Below are 18,799 nucleotides of genomic sequence, written 5' to 3'. Positions count from 1 at the left end.
GCCGTTCGTTTTTTTGTCCTATGATGAGCCGTGGGCAGATTGGAATTGGAGGGACTTGAAGTCAAAAGTTCCAACTGCAAAGCGTGTCCATGGCGTGAAAGGGCTGGATGCGTGTCACAAGGCGGCAGCGAACGCCGTTGACGGACAATGGCTGGTGACGGTTGACGCCGATACACGACTCGATCCGCGCCTGTTGAAGGCGACTGTGCCGACGGCGCTGATGCATGATTTGTTTCGCTTTGATTGGCTCAGCAGAAATCAGGTCAATGGACTATGGAGCGGTAACGGTTCCGTCAAGCTTTGGCCGACCAGGCTTTTGCAGGAAATGCAAACGCATGAGGCGGCACCGGATGAAAAGGTGTCGATGGACCATGACATTGGCGGCGTGCTTCCTGGTCGCTCGGGCCAGATCACTCGTCCCGAACGCGGCGCCTACACCGATCCTGCGCGGACTGCGTTGCACGGTTTTCGTGCAGGATACCGAGAGGCCGTATTCCTATATCAGTTGGCTATTGAAGAGGTCGACAGGCTGTCACTGGATGGTTGGCAACGGGCCAGCGTTGCCCGCATTTTGGGTGTTTGGTGCACACTTGGGCGGCATGCGCCTAATGGGCATTGGGTTTTGTACGGCGCTCGTCTCGGGTTGCTCCACCACGCGCAGAAGCAGTTGCAGGACCCGAGGTGCGTCAATGATTATGGGTGGCTGTCGGAGCTCTGGTCGCATGACGTCGCACCGCGTTATGGGCTGGCTGGAACCGATGGACCGTGGAGATGGGATTGGTTGGAAGACGACCTGCTCAAGATGGGCGACTGCATCCGTGCGGACCTGAATTTCCCGATTGCGGAGTTCGATACTGTTCAGTCTCAATGGCTGGTCGACGCGGATTTGCTGTCGGCAACCCCTGCGGCAAGTCGACATGATGCGATTGGGTACTTGACTATGATGGCAGCACCTGATGCCCATAACGCCGAGGTTGCTCGCCCGCTATTTGATGTCGCTCGGACTCTCGACCACCCTTCAGCGTTTCACAATACCGGGCTGACCTATCTGCGCGCGTGCCAAGCGTCTGCGTCAAGAGAGATGGCGGATTGGTATTTTCGGGCCGCCGATGCCTTGGGCAACCCGCACGCCTTCGGAAAAATTGAACACTTGCGTGCGGATGGTGTTTTCGAAGACAAAAACCGCCCTGCCCGGCGGGCCTGTGACTACCCAACGGTTCCGGCGGACAAGATCAAGTCTTTGGACATCGATGGATACTGTTTTGTCTTTGACAAAGCGGTTCAACCGACGACCGAGATGGAAAAGCATGTCCCCGATCCCAATTTGTGCACAGACGGCCGCGTGATCGGGTATTCCTGTTACTGCCAATTGACAAGCCAGATCATTCACTCCGGCATACGGTTTGGGGCAGTTCGGACGTTTCTGGATGCACCGGACCAGATGCCGTACGCCGTCCTTCCAAAGCATCTAGGGGAGCGCCGTCAGCCCAAATCCAGGAAAGAAGCGGCACTTTTCGCCGAATGCGATTTCAACTCAGGCGTTCTGTCGGACAATGCAATTGTGTTCGCCAGCGATGGCCCTTACCGCGACGCTTACCTGGGCGCCCTCGAAACCCTTCTTGGGAATGGCAAAATCCAAACTTGGCCAAAAAGGGATGCCGAATGGTTAAGGTTTCTGAAGCCAAGAATTGCGCGCAAGCAAGCATTTCTGGAAGCCGCAGACAAGTTGGACGAGGATACTGCCACAGCTCTGATCCGGACAGCGGATGCTGTCTGGGGGCGCTTACCCTAAAGAACAGCTCTTGCTGCGCCTGCACTCTCGCAGGTGACGCCATCAGCAAATGCAGCACCTTGCTGCTGGTCAAAGGATTTCGTCTGGCGAAACAAAGAGGTTCCATCGGGCGTCTGGTATTCAAGCGTCACCCTATGATCTTCCGAGATCGAATAGAGGTCACCCTGCCCCATCTGAACGCGCACAGTCGACCTTGTGCTAACTAAGCGAACAAAAAGCTCTTCATTGTAGATGACCGCGGCGAGAGGCGCCGACCCAGGAAAAGTCGCCCTCTTTCCAAGAGCAACCTGCGCGATTGTCCCGCAATTGACCATTTTTTCTGATCGGGTGCTGGCCTCTACGGTTGAACCACCGTCAATAATTGCAACGTCACCGAAGCCGGCAGCTTGAAAAGCAGCGGCAATCTGAGTGATCGATTTGGAGGTTCGAACGGACGATACACCCCCTTCTGGTTTTTCAATCAGATACAAACCTTCTTCGTTTGGTATCGCATTACATCCCGTCAACACGAGAGCCGCACATCCGGCATAAAAGGAACGTAGAAGTACGGTCATTAGTAGAGGCCCCCACCACCGGATTGAGCGCGTTGGCCGCCGTTATCAACACTTTCGTTCCCGATTGATCTGTCGGTGCCAAGAGCTTCGCGGCATGAAATGTCTATCCCACGCTCGTTCACGCAACCCAGATTAACCAGCGCGTTGACAGCCTGCTCGACAAATACACCTGCCGGGTAGCTGCTGAGGTAGTTGAAATATGCACTCGGCGTGTTTTGAGACACCGTGTTTTGCCATAGTCGGTTTTCAGTTTCGTCCGCACTTGCCGCGGTTGATCCGAAAATCAATGATAAGAAAAAAGCGCGCCAAAAAAGAGCTAGGCGGGTGATCTGGGCCATTTCAATACAACCTAAAAATTCAATGCCGAGATTATAGCAGAAACCGGCCGCCAATCAAAACACGAATATCAACTTCAGGCTGCAAAGACAGAATCCGGCCCGTGCCGTTTGGCTGCAATCGACCTGATTTCGGTGGAGCGGTTGCCATGCCATGTACATCCGACAACCTGCCAAAACTGCGTGATGTGATCCAAGCGGGCCATCAAATACTCTTCTGATGTCGCCGTCCCTGCGCCCTCATCCAAGCTTGAGCGCATGTCCAAGGGCACATACTCAAAAATCACCTCCGGACGATTGATCAAAATCGGTGGAAACGTGTTTGAAATGACCAGACTGCGAAATCCAGATCGCTCGCAAATGGCTTGGTGATCGTTCAGGTTGTGTTCGGCAGTCTTGGTATCATCCAAGTGTATCAGCGCCCAGCTGATTTTGTACGGTTCCTGCACTGATGAGTCACCAGTCAAAGAGGCATCAACCGCCTGACGACCTGCAGAAATTGCCTGCTTGAACTTGCTCCAAACCATCCGGAATCCTTGTTCGTTGCAAATAGACAAACATCAATTCCTTGCTAGAGTAACCCAAGTTTTTGCGAGAAAGCCAGTTTTGAGAGTCGATGTATTACTTGTTGGAGACTTTCGCTTTCCGGGCGGAACGTCCACGTCCATAGTCTCCGATGTGAAGGCGTTGCACGGCGCGGGTTACAGGGTCGGGTTACTGGCCTATGCGAGCAACCTTTTTGATGGGCGGCGCAGCTTTCATCCTGGAATTCGCGCTTTGGCTGAAGATGGCTTGGCGTGTCTGGTTCCACCTGGTCAACCGGTTGAGGCCGAGTTGTGTTGTCTGCATCATCCGGCTGTGTTCGAACACCTGCCGGCGTTGCCCTTGGAGATCAGTTGTCCACGTTTTGTTATGATTGTGCATCATCCCCCCATCGATGCCTACGGAAACGAACAATACAATTTGTTGCGTTCAATGCGCATAACAGAAGCGCAGTTCGGCCACGTCGTCTGGGCGCCTGTTGGTCCAAAGGTTCGCGGTGCATTCAAAAAGGTCGCCTTGGCCCCTGCCCTTACCCAGTCCGATTGGGTTAACACGATCGATGCTGATGGGTTTCGCAAAAGCCGCCCCAGACTGAAGGGGCAGCTGCCGGTGCTTGGTCGTCATAGTCGACCGGGTGTCGAAAAGTGGCCGGACAGTGAAACAGAGTTCAAGAATGCCTACCCGGAAGCGGAACAACTCCGTGTTCGACTGATGGGATGGGGCAACCAGCTGGATGAGATTGTCGAGGAACGACCTCAGAACTGGGATGTTCTGCCCTTTGGCGCCATGCCGGTTGAAGACTTTCTGGCTGGTTTGGACTATTTCTCTTACTTCCATAGCGAGGTTTGGGCTGAAGCCTTTGGTCGGTCCATTCTGGAAGCCATGGCGGCCGGTCTTGTTTGTTTTTTGCCTGAACACTTCGAACCGCTCTTTCGACACGCGGCAGTGTATTGCGAGCCGATTGAAGTCTTGGACAAAGTACGGGGCTTTGAAAATAACCCCAAAGCCTACACCAAACAGTCAGAGCGTGCCGTGGAGTTCGTGAAATCGCATTTCGGCCCGGATAAATCCGTCGCTCGGGTCGCAGCAATGATCGGCCCGCCGAACCGGCTTCCACAAGCTACCGCTGCGCGCAAGGCCGGTGTTCTTTACCTAACGTCCAATGGCGTCGGAATGGGCCACATTACCCGCTGTCTGGCAACCGCACGACGTTTGTCCGATCAGTGTGACCCTGTCATTGTGACGATGAGCAAGGCGTTTGGTGTTGCCGAGACACAGGGTTTCAAGGTTGAGTACCTGCCGTTTTTTAGATCCATTGGGATCGAGTACAGCGATTGGAACCAAAAACTCTCGGCCGAGTTGGACATGGTTTTGCGATTTCACAGACCCAATGTGCTGGTACTCGATGGAAATGTTCCCTATGATCCTCTGCTTCGGGTTCTTCCGGACTTTCCGCAGATGTGGAGTGTCTGGCAACGCAGACCACTTTGGCCGGCAGATGTAGGCGAAGAGTTCCTGCAGCATGCTTCCCGATTTGATACGGTGCTAGAACCAGGTGAACTCGCGGCACCCGTGGATCGTGGCCCAACCGTTGGGAGACGAGTTGAGGCGCGGCAAGTGCCGAGCATCCGCTATCTTGATCAGTCAGAGATTTTGGATCGCAAAGCTGCGCGTGCGTTGATCGGGCTCGATCCGGATCGTCCAGCATTTGTATTGCAATTGGGCTCCGGTAACAATTTTGACATGCAAGGAGTGCTCAAGAAAATCTGCTCGATCGGCGATCCCGCTTTGCAGGCGCGCCCGATCCAGCTCGTTTTCGCGCGATGGCGTATAACGCAAAAAGCGCCTGAGTTACCGGCCTTCGTGAAGACTTTGGACGCGTTTCCGATTTCAAAGCTGCTGAATGCTTTCGACGGTGCGATAGCACTGGCAGGCTACAATACGTTTCACGAGAACATAGCAGCCGCTCTGCCAACTTTGTTTACGGCCAACCAACATCCCGAACAGGACGAACAATGGCTGCGTGCGGACTACGCCGCTCAATGTGGTTTGGCACTCAGTGCACGTAGCTATGACGCAGTACAGTTTGAAAGAGCGCTGCACCGTCTTCTTGATCCGAAGACACGCGAAACGCTGCGGCTGAATTGTAACCGCGCGAAGTTGGAAAACGGGGCGCAGCAGGCAGCCAATCTTATCTCAACATTGGCCATGACGCGAAAACCAAGCGGTGTCGCGTTTCATGCAGTTTAGATGGGTTGACGCATGACCGCCCGCGTCACAATCGGAATGCCCGTCTTCAACAACGCCGAAACGTTGGAACGTGCAGTGTCTTCCGTGTTGGCGCAAACATTTCGGGACTGGGAACTTCTGATCACGGATGACCAATCCGACGACGAAACGTTTGGAATTGCGCAAGAATTAGCGACGGCTGACCCACGTATATCGGTACGCGTGAATGATCGACCGATGGTCTTTCACAACTTTGAACTTGCCCTCAGGAAAGCACGCACAACCTACTTCGCCTGGCTTGCAGGTGACGATTATTGGGATCCTGCCTTTCTGGAAGCGACGGTTGCTGCGCTTGATGCCGCGCCTTCAGCGGTGTCTGTCATCCCTTCTGCTGCCTTCATAGGTGAACCGCCTCATCCAGTCCCCAACCTTGGATTTCTGAAGGGTCTCAAGACAGAAAGGACTAAACGATATCTCGCCCATCCGGGTGGAACGCGGATGTATGGATTGATGCGGACCAAGGCTGCGCGCACTTCTTTTCCGATGCATGCCGGATACGCATACGACTGGTATTTCATGGTGTCTTTGCTGTCGAAGGGACCACAGCTTTCGCTTCCTGCATGTCTGCTTTTTCGGGAGGAGACGAGTTGGATCACCTATGCAGCATGTGGTACGGAAGGTTCGGAACGTTTCAAACCCAGACGGTGGCCTATCTTTGGCATCAGTTGGCAATTGCTCAAGACCAAGAGCATCCCCATCGGAGCCCTGCCGGCATTGCTTGCACTGAATGCCCGCAAACATGAGGAGTATTTGGCCGTAAACGAACCGGATGTCTTTTTACGCCGACTGGGCCTGTTCAAAAGAATTGGACTGCCACTCTCAAATCGGCAGGACAAGCTTTCTCAGCTTGCAGAGTATCACTCCGATAAGAAACTGGACTTCCCCGGTGTTGCAAAGACCGATCCAAAGTCGGCACCGGTTGTTGGACGTCAACACCCCGAAGTGACCGCCATCGTGACATGTCGCAACGCGGAAGCCATGTTGCCAGCGTTCATAGATCATTACCGACAAATGGGCGTCGAGACTGTTGTGATCGATCATGGATCGACCGATGACACCGAAAGGATCGCTACCGGACATCTGGGAACATCGGTCAAGGATATCATTTCCACACCCTTTTTCGGTGCGTTCGATCTGACTGCGCAGTTAGAACTGAAGTCGCAGGTCATGCAGGCCCAGAAGGGTGATTGGGTAATTCATGCGGATGTAGATGAATTCCTCACGCCCAAAGATGGATTGACCATTCCCGAGGCAGTGCGTTCCGTCAATCAGGCCGCTTTCGCATGTGAAGAATACCTGCATCTGCCGTTGTTCGAAGATGAGGTGCACGATTCCAGAAATTTCCGTAGAACTATGAACCAAACCACAAGAATGATGGAGCGGGACGAGAAACAGCGACTTTTCCGTCGCGACGCACCCTTGGATGTTTGGATGGCGACGGGCGGGCATACCATCTCTCGAAGGGCGGAAGACGTGGCGTTGAATAGGTTGCGGCTTGATCACTATCTGGGCTTGTCGTTGGACGATATCCGGGGACAGTACTACAGCCGTGTCTTTGCCAGACGCGATTTGCAGAAATTGTGGCATCTGAATCGAAAGGCGGCTGCGCAGTTTGACATTGTAGGTGCCATTGACAGCCTACCGACGGAAACCAAGACGCTGCCCATATTTCGCTGTACGGAGGAGCCGCGTGTTAATATCAAGTCTGGTGCGGACATCGTTGTTTTGGCGCAGAAAAAGGCTGACTTCAATGAGCTGTCTTCCAACTTGGCCGCTTCGTTTCCCGGGCTACGATTGCATCTTGAAACGTCGCCGATCGTTCCACAGACTGCGCTCCCTGTCCTGAACTTCCTTAGTCATCCTGCCTGGATCCACCGCTTGCAGAATACCCGGGGGGAGGAACGGCAACAGGCAAGCGCATGGACGCGCCGATTGGCCAATGCGCGGCAAGCCGCTTTGGAGCGGTCAACGCCTTACGCCGAAATCCGCATGGAAGATCTCCAAGCCGGGCGGGTTGATATGAGACAAACCCTGCAATTCTTACTTCTCGGCGCACCCAATGCCAACAACGGCATGATTTTGGGACGTTCGGAAACCATCTCGATGGAACCCTACACGTCTCCGGTAAAAGACATCACAAAATCTCTCGCCGCTGATTTGGGCTATCGGTAACACGCTATGGCCGATCGCATCGTTCTTCATGTGGGACCACACAAGACCGGATCGACGGCGCTGCAGCATATGTTTGCAACGAACAGGCGTGTTTTGGCGCGATATGGTATCCACTACCCGATCACTGGACTGGATGGCGCGGCACATCAGGACGTGGCGCGCGCTTGCTGGGGCAAAGACAGCTCTTTGCTGTTGGATTTGGCCAATGAGATGGCCGAACATGACACAGTCTTCATTTCAAGTGAGCTGATTTCAGCATTGGATATGAAAGGGTTGGAGCGCTTGAGATCGGCCTTTGGCGAAACTCGGGTCGAGATCATCTATGTCATCCGTCGCTTGCCCAACCTGCTGGCAAGCCATTGGCGCGAACTGATCAAACACGGTCAAAAACTGTCATTTGAAGAATACCTTGAAAACGCTGTCGTTGACACCGGGCGGCCCAATCTTGTTCCTCCGCTGCCGATGCTGCATTTAGACCGTCTTTGCCGGTTCTTTGGGTCCGACACCTTGCGCATTCTCTGCTACGATGCCCGGAACAGTGAGGTGGAAAACTACGGTCAGGATTTCGTGGATGACATTTTTGGTATTGGTCACGAAGACGTTTTCAGGACCAAGCAGTTAAACACGACTGCCCAAGACTGGCAGGTCGAACTTGGTCGCCATATGAACATCTTAGGCAACACAACCCTGAACTATCCCCAGCGCCTCAATCTAAGAAAGAAGCTGTTTGAACGTATCGCGGACGATATGTTGGACTGGATGCCCGGTTTTGCCGCTCAGTATCATGCCGCAGTACCCATCACCCTTTCGAATGAAACGAACTGGATCGCGCAGGAGCAAGAAGCGGTTGCACAGAAGTATGGCAGCCACTTTGTTGACTCTGTTGAAAGCTACCTGGCACCCACTGAAAAGCAAATCCGACAACTGCCGTTGGGCATGCTTTCACCACAACTCAGGTCAGATATATCTCTTCTTTTCAATGAACTGGCTGCGAACCTCGACCCTTCGCCACCAGCCGGATAGGCTGATTGACACCTTGCAAATGGCCAATGAGCCGAACACAAGGGTTTGCCTCAATTCTTTAACTAAGCTAGGCTGAAAGTATTGATCGAACGCATAGATGTGGCTCAGTATTCAGTTAAATTTGGCAGGCATTGCAGAGTATTTCGACCCGGGTTTGGCCGCGAGGCATTGGTGTTCCGCCACCACAAAACAGGTTCACCCGCAAAGCACTGCAGCTAAAGGGAGGTGCCCGCGATGATAGCGAATGAAACGCTGGATGGAGTGGCCATTGGCATCTTTCTTGGTGTGCAGGATGGCGCGGCGCAGGTCGTTTTCGCTGGAAACCCCAAAGACGAGGCGATTGCAGCAAGATCAACCGTGGCGCTGGGATCCGAGGACACAGGATGCGAAGTGGCGCTCCTTTTCGAAGACGGGCGGCGTGACCGGCCTCTAATTATCGGTCGTATCGTCCAACCCGGAGTGACCGAGCCGGAACGGCCAGCGGTTGATATCGTTAGAGATGGTGACCGCGTCGTGATCGAAGCGCAGGACCGGATTGATCTTCGCTGCGGAAAGGCGCGTATCATCATGGAGAAGGACGGGCATATCACCATTCGTGGCAGTTATCTGGTCAGCCACGCCTCTGCATCCAACCGGATCCGCGGCGGATCGATCAACCTGAACTAATGGCGGCCCCTGCCCTACCCGATATCCTTCGACAGCATGCCGAACAGGCAGCTTTCCTCTGGACGCAATATGATGCGGTTCTACAGGAGCAAACGCCAGAAAACCCAGACGACCGAGAAGCTCAGGAGGAAGAAGTCGCCCGGCTGAAGGAGCGATTGGAAGCGCATCTGGACGGCCTTCGAATTGCTGGGGCCGAGGGGTTGGCAATGGCCGAAGATCGTCTTGCCGAGTTCCCGGAACGCGGCGAATTGTTCGTCGTCCGAATGCTGCAGCCGAGTGCGAAGGATATGCATGTGGCGAGCTTGGAAGTGGATAAAGTAAGGGCGTATTTGGAACGGCATATTTGACCAAAATCAGGAATCTTTCGGCCACGCTCCACTCTTGAGGTCCTCGATGCCGACATAGGACCACTTCCCGCTTCTTCGCCGAAACATGCCGGCCAGATCAGTTGCCCAAAGGGTGTCACCAATCGTGGAAAGGCTTGTCAGTGGAAAAGGTTCGCGCGCACAGCCCGTATTGTATGGGATCAACTCCTCATCTTCGTAGATGTACAGGTTGTGCAGATTGGATGCAGGGTACTCGGCAATAGCGATAAATCGGTCCCCATCGTTCAGCGCTGTACGATGGAGGGATGGCTGTTTGTCAGCAAAGAAAAGCTCAAAGCCACTGTCGAAATCGCCCTTGTAGATTTCCGCTCCGTTGCTGTCGCCAGACAACACGATATGCCCATTTTCGGCGTGTCCCGAGACGAGCCGCGCGCCAGTTGCAACTTCAGTCCTCTCGACGTTGTCCTGACGCACCCGAACGAGTGCGCCAAGCGCACCACAGAAGACATAGTCAGAACCTGCCGCAAAACCGGCATAAAGAGGAGGATGATTTCGTGCATACTCTTTCACTCTTTGAGACTGAGTTTGCGCATCATCAGAGTCTGGTGGTTTTGGGCCTGGCTCCAGCAAGGGTGTCCATTTTTTGCTCGACCAGGAAAAACGCCACAGGTTTTGATACTCACCACAGGCATAGACCTGATCTGTGTCACCCGAAACGGAGTAGATGAAGAAATCCTTTGGTGGTTGTGGTGCTCCGAAGAGTTCTTCTTCGGCCGGTTGCAAGGCGAACAATGCACCAAGCGCGACAATCCACACCAAATCGCGGCTTCCGTCATAATGTGCGCCTTGCACAGAGCCTTCCCCCTCCACGTTGAAAGACTCAAACGTCCATTTTTCAAAATCAACAGTGTAGACAGACCAGTTGTCTTCATCTGAATCATCAATGGCGATGGCGTGTGTTTCTGAGATTGGAAGCGTAAACATTCAAATGGCCCTTCAGGATTGCAACAAGCTATCCAAACAACCGAGACTGACGCTTGTCCTTGGAGGCTTGGCTTCGTGGTTTGAATTTCTTCAGGTTTTTGTTTTGTTTTTTCGCCGTCGAGTATTGCTGAGCGATGCATTCCTTCGCCTTCTCGGCGCATTCGCTATCAACGGCGGATTGGTCGTATGCAACGCATTCATCAAGCAGGTCATTCGCGGTTTTCAATGCGTTCGCTACTGACGGAGGAGACATTTCGCGGAAACGTTCGTCAAACTGATGCAGGAAACCGTGACCGCGCAGCGTGGCAAGGCTTGTTGTTCCAGTCGCTGCCGCATAGGAGCGGCCGCTTTCGACGGTTGAATCCCTATTGGCAATTCCGCGCGCGGATCTCGGATTGGCCTCGCAAGCTGCGGAGCCGTAGGCGTTTCCACCAACACAGATACTGCAACCCTCGCCTTCGGATGGAAATGCGGGATCACTTGGCGGAGTACCGCGATTGCCCTGTCTGACGTATTGGTCCGGAATGATATGGTGTGCCTGGCCTCCGCGTTCGTTACACGCGTCTTTCGTTCCGTCATAGGATCCAACAAGGCAGTTTGCGCTTTCGAATACAACTGGCGGCCCCGGTATGCCCGCGACGATCCAAGGCGCATCGTCACCGGGATCGCTCGCATGGTTGGTGGTTGCCATATCCGTGAACCGCACCACCCCCTTGCTTTCCACTTTTACATCCATCGACCACTTTTTCGCGTAAGCCGCGCCTGTGTTCTTTGATGTAATGATGCCTTTCTTCGGGGCGCAGCCAGCCTCATCCCCAGAAACTTTGGACCACTTGCTCGCATTCTCCATGCTCACTTCCTTGCCGCCAATCAGCACCTTGCTGCTGCCTTTGGTCAGATCGCTGTCCATGGCGAAATTGGGATAGGGTATGGGCACGCCCGGCGGGGTAGCTGGAGTTTGAGGCGGGGTGAAACAAGTGTCAGGGAATGCTGCGATAATTTTGCAGCCTTGCGCCTTTGCAGAAATCTCCAGATTGTTTGCGAAAACGGTCATGCGCTAAGGCCTCCGACAATCGCAACGCCACACGCGCCATCATCGGCAGAAGACTCAATCAAAAGCGGCTTTTGACGAGCGTAGTCTTTCCGCACCGCGGCGAGCGCCCATCCTAGCATCACCGGTACGACCGCCGCACCGATGTTCCCCAAGGCCGCGGCGATGGGCCAAATAGGATGAACTTCACTGCGTTCGCGTTGTGTACGCAATGAGGCAAGCTCGCTTTGTTTGAACCAGAAAGTTTCGCCGATCAGGTCGCCGATTTTCACACCGATCTCATGTAGACCAAGACCAGCGTCAGACAGCGCTGCCTTGTACGCGGCAGCCATACCTTCCCCGCGCAATGGGAGATTGAAACCATCTTCGTCCTGACCGTTGAGAAAATGCGCTTCTTCTCGGGATAGACCAATGCCACCGACGTTCATTCCCGGCCCGGCCCCTCGACAAAGAACCGCAGCCGCAGCCTCCCCGGGAAGAAAACCCTCGGGATTGTCGGCTGTTAGAAGGCGTTGTTGAGACAAATAGTGCTGGATTGTACGCCCAGTCAGATAGCTGTCGACCCCCAAGATCGCGATTTCATGGTTGGGGTCCCTGGCCAGAGCCTTGCGCGCGGTGCTAAGCGCCACGATGCCCGATGGGCGCCCATGCGCCACCAGCCGACTGCGGAACGAATAGTCCAGACCCAGAATCGCCTGCACCCGATTTAGAAAGCTCTCGGCATCAAGTATGGGTCGCCCCGGTCGATCTTCTTCAGGCAGACACAGGATGACTTCGACACTTCGGCGATTGTTGGCCTGCTTCAACACTTCCAAAAGAGCACCCGCTGCTAGGTGCGCCCATCGTTTCTCTCCGATCCACTGTCGCGGCAGAGGCACGGCCGCACCCCTTAACCATTCCCCGCCCGGTCCCGCGAAACGCGTTTCGGCAAAGCCGTCAATGCGAGCGCGCAAAGCAGCGCAAGAAGATGGTGCATCCAGGCCAACCGCCGTGACCATGCCTGCCGCAGAGATGCGCAGTCCGTTCACGCGTCTTCGCTTTCGTTGCCGATCTCTGCTACAGCGCGGATGTAGCGACGCCCTTCTTCTCGGGCGCGAACCATGGGTTCTGTTGGTGGCCCCAGCCAAAGTTCGTTGAACTCTATAAATGCCTTTTGGATTCTCGCTTCCAATCGCCAGGCCAAACTGAACTGTCGCGCTTCGGTATCAATCAAGAGAGTGTCGGCCGTAATGTCCTGTTCAAGGCAAATCTTACCATTTCTAAACAGCGTGACCGGTGTTTTGGTCTTGGGCAAAGCAAACTGCTCCCGGCCCGCAGGAGAGAGGCCTACCAGAAGTACAGGTGCGCCTTCGCGCAACCCGCGGAGCCATTGATCCTGCGGTGTAGATTGGAAGTAGCGATCATCAAAATCCGGGGGAAGAAATGGAAAGATGTTATCGACATAGTTCTGATCGTATGTGCCAGCGTATTTTGCGCGATCCGGCCAATTTCGTCCAATAGGTCCCAGCGCCATCGGTTTGTAACTGCCGTAGGGTGACGTAACCTCTTCACCGATGGCTTCGGTGAGTGGGAGGGCCACACCTGTCAGTTGGTCCTGATATGTGGGAGACGCAAAGCCACACCCAACCGGATTGTCGCGGTATGCCTTAGGCGTTTCGTCTTCGGGGTCGAACCTGTCTTGCCCGCCAAAGGCATGGTCGTACCCGATGGGAACCCGACGGAAGGGCAGTGCTTTGGTGGCGCGGACCACGGGGCCGATCACCTGCCATTCACGGTAGCCCACCACGTCAAACTGCTTCGACCAGTCATCGACCCTGACACCGACCCGGACCCGGTCCGCCTGTTTGCCTTGCGGAGCGTAAGCTGCCCCATGGACGATAACCTCGGGATGTGGTTTTCGAAACGCGAAGTCTGTTTCCCGAACCGGAGCGGAAAAGGCAGGCTCACCCGAATACTCATCCGCCATGGTCAATGGGGTCTGAATTTCAGCCAATTGCGCAGGCTCGCCAGCTTTTTCCGGAAAATCCCACGTCCCCTTGAACACAAACGAAAGATGCTCGCGCCCGGCCTTATCCAGTCCCATCGTTTTTTCATGAACAAAGCGGGTTTGGTTGTAGACCTGCATCACCGCGCCCTAGGAGAAATCATATGAAAACCCGTCATCGCCACCGGTGACTGTGACAGACGTCAAAGTGGACCCATCCAGCGTACGATCCAAAAGCTGACGGGACATCTGAGGCAGCAAGGTGTTCGTCAGGATCGCATCTATCATTCGCCCACCGCTCTCGATTTCGGTGCAACGGGCTTTGATCAGATCGAGAGTGCCTTCGCCTATAATCAATTCCGCGTCATGCTCTTTCTCAAGACGCTTGGCGATGGCATTGAGCTTGTGCCCGGCAATCACTTCTATCATCTCATCAGACAATGTAAAGTAAGGAATAGCGACAAGCCGACCCAGCAAAGCTGCGGGGAACACCTTGCGCAATGGTTCCTGCAAAGATGCGGTCAGATTGTCGAGATCACAGGCCACTTTGCCCTGTTCGGTCATTGCCATGATCTCGTCAGTGCCACAGTTCGAAGTCAGCAATATGAGTGTGTTCTTAAAGTCGATCCGGCGACCTTCGCTGTCATCCATTATGCCTTTGTCAAAGACCTGAAAGAATATCTCGTGCACATCCGAGTGGGCTTTTTCGACCTCGTCCAACAGGACTACCGAATAGGGCCGTCTCCGAACTGCTTCAGTCAGAATGCCGCCTTTCCCGTAGCCAACGTAGCCCGGGGGCGCGCCCTTCAGTGTGCTGACAGTGTGTGCTTCCTGAAACTCGCTCATGTTGATCGAGATCAGGTTTTGCTCGCCGCCGTACAACATGTCAGCCAACGCAAGTGCGGTTTCGGTCTTCCCAACGCCGGACGGCCCGCAGAGCATGAAAACACCAATTGGTTTTTCAGGAGCGGACAATCCGGCGTAAGAGGTCTGGATGCGCGATGCGATCATCTCAATCGCATGATCCTGACCGGTCACGCGACTGGTGATGGTGTCCACCATCTCGAGCGCTTTTTCCGCCTCGCTGGCCATCATCCGACCGGCGGGCACTCCGGTCCAATCCTGAATGACGGACGTTACCGCGGCAGAATCGACGGACGGCAGGATCAGCGGCGTTTCTCCTTGCTCTTCGGTCAGTTCCGCAATTTTCGATTTCAGTTCCGAAAGGGTGGCCTCGCGCTCGGCTGGGTCCAAGGCTTCATCGGCCTGCTGATCTTCGCTTTCCGCGTCAATGGATTGTCCGGTGGATCGGAGTTTTGATCTCAAATCAATAATGTCAGCGACCAAAGCCTTCTCAGCGTCCCAGCGGGCATTTTCGCGCTCCAGCTCACCCTCAACGATTTTCAGATCTGCGGCGGCTTGGGTGGCCCGGTCCGACGCGTCAATACCAATGACTTGTTCGCGTTCTGCAATGGCCTGTTCAAGTTCCAGCGCGGTCTTGCGCCGCGTCAGGTCTTCAATTGCGGCTGGCGTTGCATGTTGAGATACAGCGACACGTGCGCTTGCCGTATCCAGAAGACTGATTGCTTTGTCCGGCAACTGGCGTGAAGGGATGTAGCGGTGTGAGAATTCGACAGAAGCAGCGATGGCCTCGTCCAATATTTCGACCTGGTGATGTTTTTCCAAGACACCCGCAACGCCCCGACACATCCGAGTGGCGACCTCTACTGATGGTTCCTCGACCTTGACGACCTGAAAGCGCCGGGTCAGCGCAGGGTCTTTTTCGATGTGTTGCTTGTATTCATCCCATGTGGTCGCTGCCACGGTACGCAACTCACCCCGAGCAAGTGCCGGTTTCAAGATGTTGGCGGCGTCGCCGGTACCTGCCGCCCCCCCTGCCCCGATCAGCGTATGGGCCTCATCGATAAACAGCACAATTGGTGTCGCAGACGACTGCACCTCATCGACGACAGACTTCAGCCGTTTTTCAAACTCGCCCTTCATCGAAGCACCGGCCTGCATCAGCGTCACATCCAATGCCCACAGGGCAATACCCTTCAGTTGCGGAGGAACATCCCCTTGGGCGAGCCGCTGAGCGAAACCTTCAACAACCGCTGTCTTCCCAACACCGGCTTCGCCAGTCAGGATCGGGTTGTTTTGCCGCCGCCGCATGAGAATATCGACCATCTGGCGAATTTCCGGATCACGGCCGATCACCGGGTCCACTTTGCCATCTCTCGCATCGGCGGTCAGATCGGTCGCGTATTGCTCAAGCGCCGATTGTCCGCCCGGTGCAGGTTTTTTGTCCGGCGCCTCGGGCGTCGAACCTTCGACACTGTCTGCCAAAAGCTCGTCCAGTTGATCTGCCAGGGCGGCGCCATCCAGTTTGTCAAATTCCAAGCTGATGCGGAACAACAGCCCTTCCAACACCCCCGTTTTGAGCATGGCAAGAAGCAGGTATGCGGAGCGGACCGTTTCGTCACCATACTCCAACTGGCCCAATGTCCAAGCTTCACGGATGGCAAGGAAAAGGTGATCGGAAAATTCTTCGACCGCGCCTGCACCTGCGGGCAGACCGTCCAGGACACGGGTCACATCGGCGTCTAGTTTGCCTTGATCAACGCCCGATGCGGCAAGTAACAGACTCAAATCGCTTTGCGGTTCCGCGGCGATGGCCTGTACGAAATGAGCCAGCTCAACATACGGGTTTCCGCGCGACTTGGCAGTGCCTGCCGCAGCAGAAAAGCTTTTGAGGCACAATGGGTTGAGCTTGCCCACAAGCTCTTTGCGCTTGATCGAGCCGGACGCGGCAGATTGGGCCATGTTCAGACCCTCCTTCTGGAAAATGGACTTCTTCAAAACACAGATGGGCAAAAAAAATGTCGCGCCCACAGTCAGGCTAACCTATCGTGAATTCAAAGATAAAGACATTTTTTGAAACCGGAATCCCAAGAATTTAAGAGGGGTTGATAAATGACAGGTCAGTTGCCGGGCGACATTTTCACCGTTGGGCAGGTCTTAAACAACACCTATCAGGTCGATCGCATCCTAGGACGCGGCGGCACCGGTGAGGTATATCTGGCTTCTAACAAAATCACGGGTCGGAAGGTCGCCATCAAGGCGTTGAATCGCAACTTCTCTGGCAATGCCGACTACATCGAACTGATGAAACGCGAGGAGCAAATCCGCGCAATCCATCATGATGCGGTGGTGCGTTACACGGAATGCTCCCTGTCTGATGACGGCCATGTTTTTCTGGTGATGGATTTTGTGGATGGTCCGCCCTTGTCGGATGAAATGGCGCGGCGACAGATGTCCGAGCGGGAACTGCTGATTATTCTGCACCGGGTCCTGGGAGGGCTGGAAGCGACCCATAAAAAGGGCATCATCCACCGCGATCTTTCGCCTGACAATATCATCCTGAAAGAAGGCGATCCTGCTCAGGCAACGATCATCGATTTTGGTATCGCCAAGGACACCGCCTCTGGCGCAAAAACCATCGTAGGTTCAGACTTTGCGGGCAAATACGAGTATTCTGCGCCTGAGCAAATCGACGGCCAGGTGGACGCACGCTCTGACCTTTATGCCCTCGGCGCCACGCTTTTGGCTGCGTTTCGAGGCGAAACACCGTTCGCCAGCGCCGCCGTGGGCGAGATCATTCGCCGCAAGCAAAGTGCACTTGATACAACCGGAGTGCCAGACAGGCTGAAAGGGTTCATAGACCGGCTTACCGCACCTGATCCGAACAGCCGTCCCGCCAGCGCGGCCGAAATCCTGCGTGATGTCGACATGGCGATTGCACCGTCCGGTCGACCGACGGAACAAAAAGAGAAGCCGCGCAAGAAGCAAGCATTCGTCCCCGTTTTTGCAATGCTTGGTTTGGTGGCGGTCGGAGGCGGCCTATGGCTTGCCGGTGTATTCGACCCGCCTCCTCCGCTTGAGACCTACAGGCTGGATTTCGAATTCGACACATCAGGCCCGCCGACGCTCACGACATTTGCTCCAACTGACGAGGACGCGACCGCGTTGAAGGCGAGCGTCACTGCTGCTTTCGGCACAGCTCCGACTGGCAACATTACTTTGGCACGCGGAGTACCCAGTGATCAGTGGATAAAGAACGCCTCTGACATCATCTCCGCTCTCGCGCCTCTGGAGAGTGCCGAGTTAAGAGTTCTGGAACGGACGGCTCAAATTACCGGTTTGGCCGCCAACGTGGCAGAGAAATCTACTGTGATCCAGAATCTGCGTACATTCGCTGCATCAACAGGATGGACCATCACAAGCGACCTCAACGCCGGGCCACTTGTTGTGACAATGGCCGATGTACAGTCAACGCTGGTTGGCTTGGCGGACTGCGGTCCACTTGAGGTGTCAGGCGATACAGATGGACGTTTCGAACTGACGGCAGCAATTGAAATTCAGGGCAACGTCGCTGACGCGACAACACGCACCGCGCTGATCGACGGTTTGACACCGCGGATCGGCGAACGCGGATTGAACGTTCAGGTAGATGTCTTGAACCCACAGCTCTGCGCGATCCGGCAGATCCTGGACGATGTTCCAATTGGTGATGTTTCCATCGCCTTGTCCAATGGCGAAACTGGTGAGCGAAACCTCTCTGGCGTTTTCACGACTGGTCAAAATCCTGTCGTGGATATTCTTGTACCCGACACATACGCTGACGGTGCGCTCTGGGTGATGGCAGTGAACCCGGACGGAACTCTGTTCCACCTGGTGCCCAACATCAACCGACAAGAGAACCGCATCGCCGAAATGGCAGAGGTGGAAGGCGGGCTTCGGCGGATACGTGTTTTGCACACGATCGACGAATTCCTTGCCGACAACAGCAAGGCTGCCACGCGCATTGCCGACACCAATTACGGGAAATCCGAGATCATTGCGATTCTGAGCGACGAATCGTTGTTCGACGGTCTGTACCCAACAACAATGAGTGTGGACGGCACAGTCGAGGCCCTCGAAGAGGTCATGAAAACCCGACCTGACAACGTTCGCGCAGTCAGGTTTTCCATCATTGACGCACGTCCGTGACAGGAAAAATTTGACCGAATCGGACATTTCC

The 18,799-nt window shown here is 54.7% G+C and carries 15 protein-coding genes; 7 read left to right on the top strand and 8 right to left on the bottom strand.

The annotated features are described in order from the left end of the window. The first annotated feature begins 55 nt into the window (after positions 1-55). Positions 56-1,792, top strand: coding sequence for a hypothetical protein (locus AC53L6_RS08900; RefSeq protein WP_496907598.1), 1,737 nt, complete (start codon positions 56-58; stop codon positions 1,790-1,792). Here AC53L6_RS08900 and AC53L6_RS08895 read toward each other — a convergent pair. Genes AC53L6_RS08895 through AC53L6_RS08885 form a run of 3 tightly spaced genes read right to left on the bottom strand, consistent with a single transcriptional unit; the run spans position 1,789 to position 3,208 of the window. Further along, positions 1,789-2,346: a hypothetical protein gene (locus tag AC53L6_RS08895; RefSeq protein WP_299596296.1), complete on the bottom strand. Its 558-nt coding sequence runs from the start codon at positions 2,344-2,346 to the stop codon at positions 1,789-1,791. The genes AC53L6_RS08900 and AC53L6_RS08895 overlap by 4 nt on opposite strands. Next, positions 2,346-2,738: a hypothetical protein gene (locus tag AC53L6_RS08890; RefSeq protein WP_496907597.1), complete on the bottom strand. Its 393-nt coding sequence runs from the start codon at positions 2,736-2,738 to the stop codon at positions 2,346-2,348. Before AC53L6_RS08890 ends, AC53L6_RS08895 begins: the two co-directional genes overlap by 1 nt. A gap of 20 nt (positions 2,739-2,758) precedes the next feature. Further along, a complete protein-coding gene (locus AC53L6_RS08885; RefSeq protein ID WP_299700090.1) occupies positions 2,759-3,208 on the bottom strand; it encodes a hypothetical protein in 450 nt (149 codons plus the stop codon). A 16-nt stretch (positions 3,209-3,224) separates the two neighbouring features. Here AC53L6_RS08885 and AC53L6_RS08880 point away from each other — a divergent pair, with 16 nt between their 5' ends. The 5 genes from AC53L6_RS08880 (at position 3,225) to AC53L6_RS08860 (ending at position 9,721) form a co-directional block, all read left to right on the top strand. Then, positions 3,225-5,474, top strand: coding sequence for a hypothetical protein (locus AC53L6_RS08880; RefSeq protein ID WP_496907596.1), 2,250 nt, complete (start codon positions 3,225-3,227; stop codon positions 5,472-5,474). Positions 5,475-5,510: 36 nt separating this feature from the next. Then, positions 5,511-7,685: a glycosyltransferase gene (locus AC53L6_RS08875; RefSeq protein ID WP_496907595.1), complete on the top strand. Its 2,175-nt coding sequence runs from the start codon at positions 5,511-5,513 to the stop codon at positions 7,683-7,685. 210 nt (positions 7,686-7,895) lie between these two features. Further along, on the top strand, positions 7,896-8,708 hold the full coding sequence (locus AC53L6_RS08870) for a hypothetical protein (RefSeq protein WP_496907594.1): 813 nt from the start codon (positions 7,896-7,898) through the stop codon (positions 8,706-8,708). Between the two features lie 234 nt (positions 8,709-8,942). Beyond that, the gene (locus AC53L6_RS08865; protein ID WP_299596282.1) at positions 8,943-9,374 is read left to right on the top strand and encodes a DUF6484 domain-containing protein; all 432 of its coding nucleotides are present in this window, start codon (positions 8,943-8,945) and stop codon (positions 9,372-9,374) included. Then, complete coding sequence (locus tag AC53L6_RS08860; protein WP_496907593.1) at positions 9,374-9,721, top strand: hypothetical protein; 348 nt, start codon at positions 9,374-9,376, stop codon at positions 9,719-9,721. The genes AC53L6_RS08865 and AC53L6_RS08860 overlap by 1 nt, the downstream gene beginning before the upstream one ends. Positions 9,722-9,727: 6 nt before the next feature. Here AC53L6_RS08860 and AC53L6_RS08855 read toward each other — a convergent pair whose 3' ends face one another. Genes AC53L6_RS08855 through tssH form a run of 5 tightly spaced genes read right to left on the bottom strand, consistent with a single transcriptional unit; the run spans position 9,728 to position 16,542 of the window. Further along, positions 9,728-10,684 (bottom strand): hypothetical protein, encoded by a 957-nt coding sequence (locus AC53L6_RS08855; protein ID WP_496907592.1) that lies wholly within the window; start codon positions 10,682-10,684, stop codon positions 9,728-9,730. 28 nt (positions 10,685-10,712) lie between these two features. Then, a complete protein-coding gene (locus tag AC53L6_RS08850; protein ID WP_299596276.1) occupies positions 10,713-11,738 on the bottom strand; it encodes a DUF4150 domain-containing protein in 1,026 nt (341 codons plus the stop codon). Continuing rightward, positions 11,735-12,763 (bottom strand): 3-oxoacyl-ACP synthase, encoded by a 1,029-nt coding sequence (locus AC53L6_RS08845; RefSeq protein WP_496907591.1) that lies wholly within the window; start codon positions 12,761-12,763, stop codon positions 11,735-11,737. The genes AC53L6_RS08850 and AC53L6_RS08845 overlap by 4 nt, the downstream gene beginning before the upstream one ends. Further along, positions 12,760-13,818 (bottom strand): DUF2169 family type VI secretion system accessory protein, encoded by a 1,059-nt coding sequence (locus AC53L6_RS08840; RefSeq protein WP_496907590.1) that lies wholly within the window; start codon positions 13,816-13,818, stop codon positions 12,760-12,762. The genes AC53L6_RS08845 and AC53L6_RS08840 overlap by 4 nt, the downstream gene beginning before the upstream one ends. 51 nt (positions 13,819-13,869) lie before the next feature. Then, positions 13,870-16,542 carry a type VI secretion system ATPase TssH gene (gene tssH, locus AC53L6_RS08835; protein WP_496907589.1) on the bottom strand — a complete coding sequence of 891 codons (2,673 nt, stop codon included), beginning with the start codon at positions 16,540-16,542 and terminating at the stop codon, positions 13,870-13,872. Positions 16,543-16,692: 150 nt separating this feature from the next. On the opposite strand from tssH, the gene AC53L6_RS08830 reads away from it, so the two are divergent. After that, entirely contained in the window at positions 16,693-18,768 is a 2,076-nt protein-coding gene (locus tag AC53L6_RS08830; protein WP_496907588.1) for a serine/threonine-protein kinase, read from the top strand. Positions 18,769-18,799: the final 31 nt, after the last annotated feature.

Source organism: Tateyamaria sp. LSS28 (assembly GCF_059611725.1).
Note: the sequence above shows the minus strand (reverse complement) of the source record. Positions and strands in the feature narration are given on the sequence as shown.

Coding starts and splice junctions, on each gene's coding strand:
- AC53L6_RS08830 (WP_496907588.1), top strand. CDS start 16,693: ATGACAGGTCAGTTGCCGGGCGACATTTTCACCGTTGGGCAGGTCTTA.
- AC53L6_RS08860 (WP_496907593.1), top strand. CDS start 9,374: ATGGCGGCCCCTGCCCTACCCGATATCCTTCGACAGCATGCCGAACAG.
- tssH (WP_496907589.1), bottom strand. CDS start 16,542: ATGGCCCAATCTGCCGCGTCCGGCTCGATCAAGCGCAAAGAGCTTGTG.
- AC53L6_RS08895 (WP_299596296.1), bottom strand. CDS start 2,346: ATGACCGTACTTCTACGTTCCTTTTATGCCGGATGTGCGGCTCTCGTG.
- AC53L6_RS08840 (WP_496907590.1), bottom strand. CDS start 13,818: ATGGGACTGGATAAGGCCGGGCGCGAGCATCTTTCGTTTGTGTTCAAG.
- AC53L6_RS08855 (WP_496907592.1), bottom strand. CDS start 10,684: ATGTTTACGCTTCCAATCTCAGAAACACACGCCATCGCCATTGATGAT.
- AC53L6_RS08870 (WP_496907594.1), top strand. CDS start 7,896: ATGGCCGAACATGACACAGTCTTCATTTCAAGTGAGCTGATTTCAGCA.
- AC53L6_RS08875 (WP_496907595.1), top strand. CDS start 5,511: ATGCCCGTCTTCAACAACGCCGAAACGTTGGAACGTGCAGTGTCTTCC.
- AC53L6_RS08865 (WP_299596282.1), top strand. CDS start 8,943: ATGATAGCGAATGAAACGCTGGATGGAGTGGCCATTGGCATCTTTCTT.
- AC53L6_RS08885 (WP_299700090.1), bottom strand. CDS start 3,208: ATGGTTTGGAGCAAGTTCAAGCAGGCAATTTCTGCAGGTCGTCAGGCG.
- AC53L6_RS08850 (WP_299596276.1), bottom strand. CDS start 11,738: ATGACCGTTTTCGCAAACAATCTGGAGATTTCTGCAAAGGCGCAAGGC.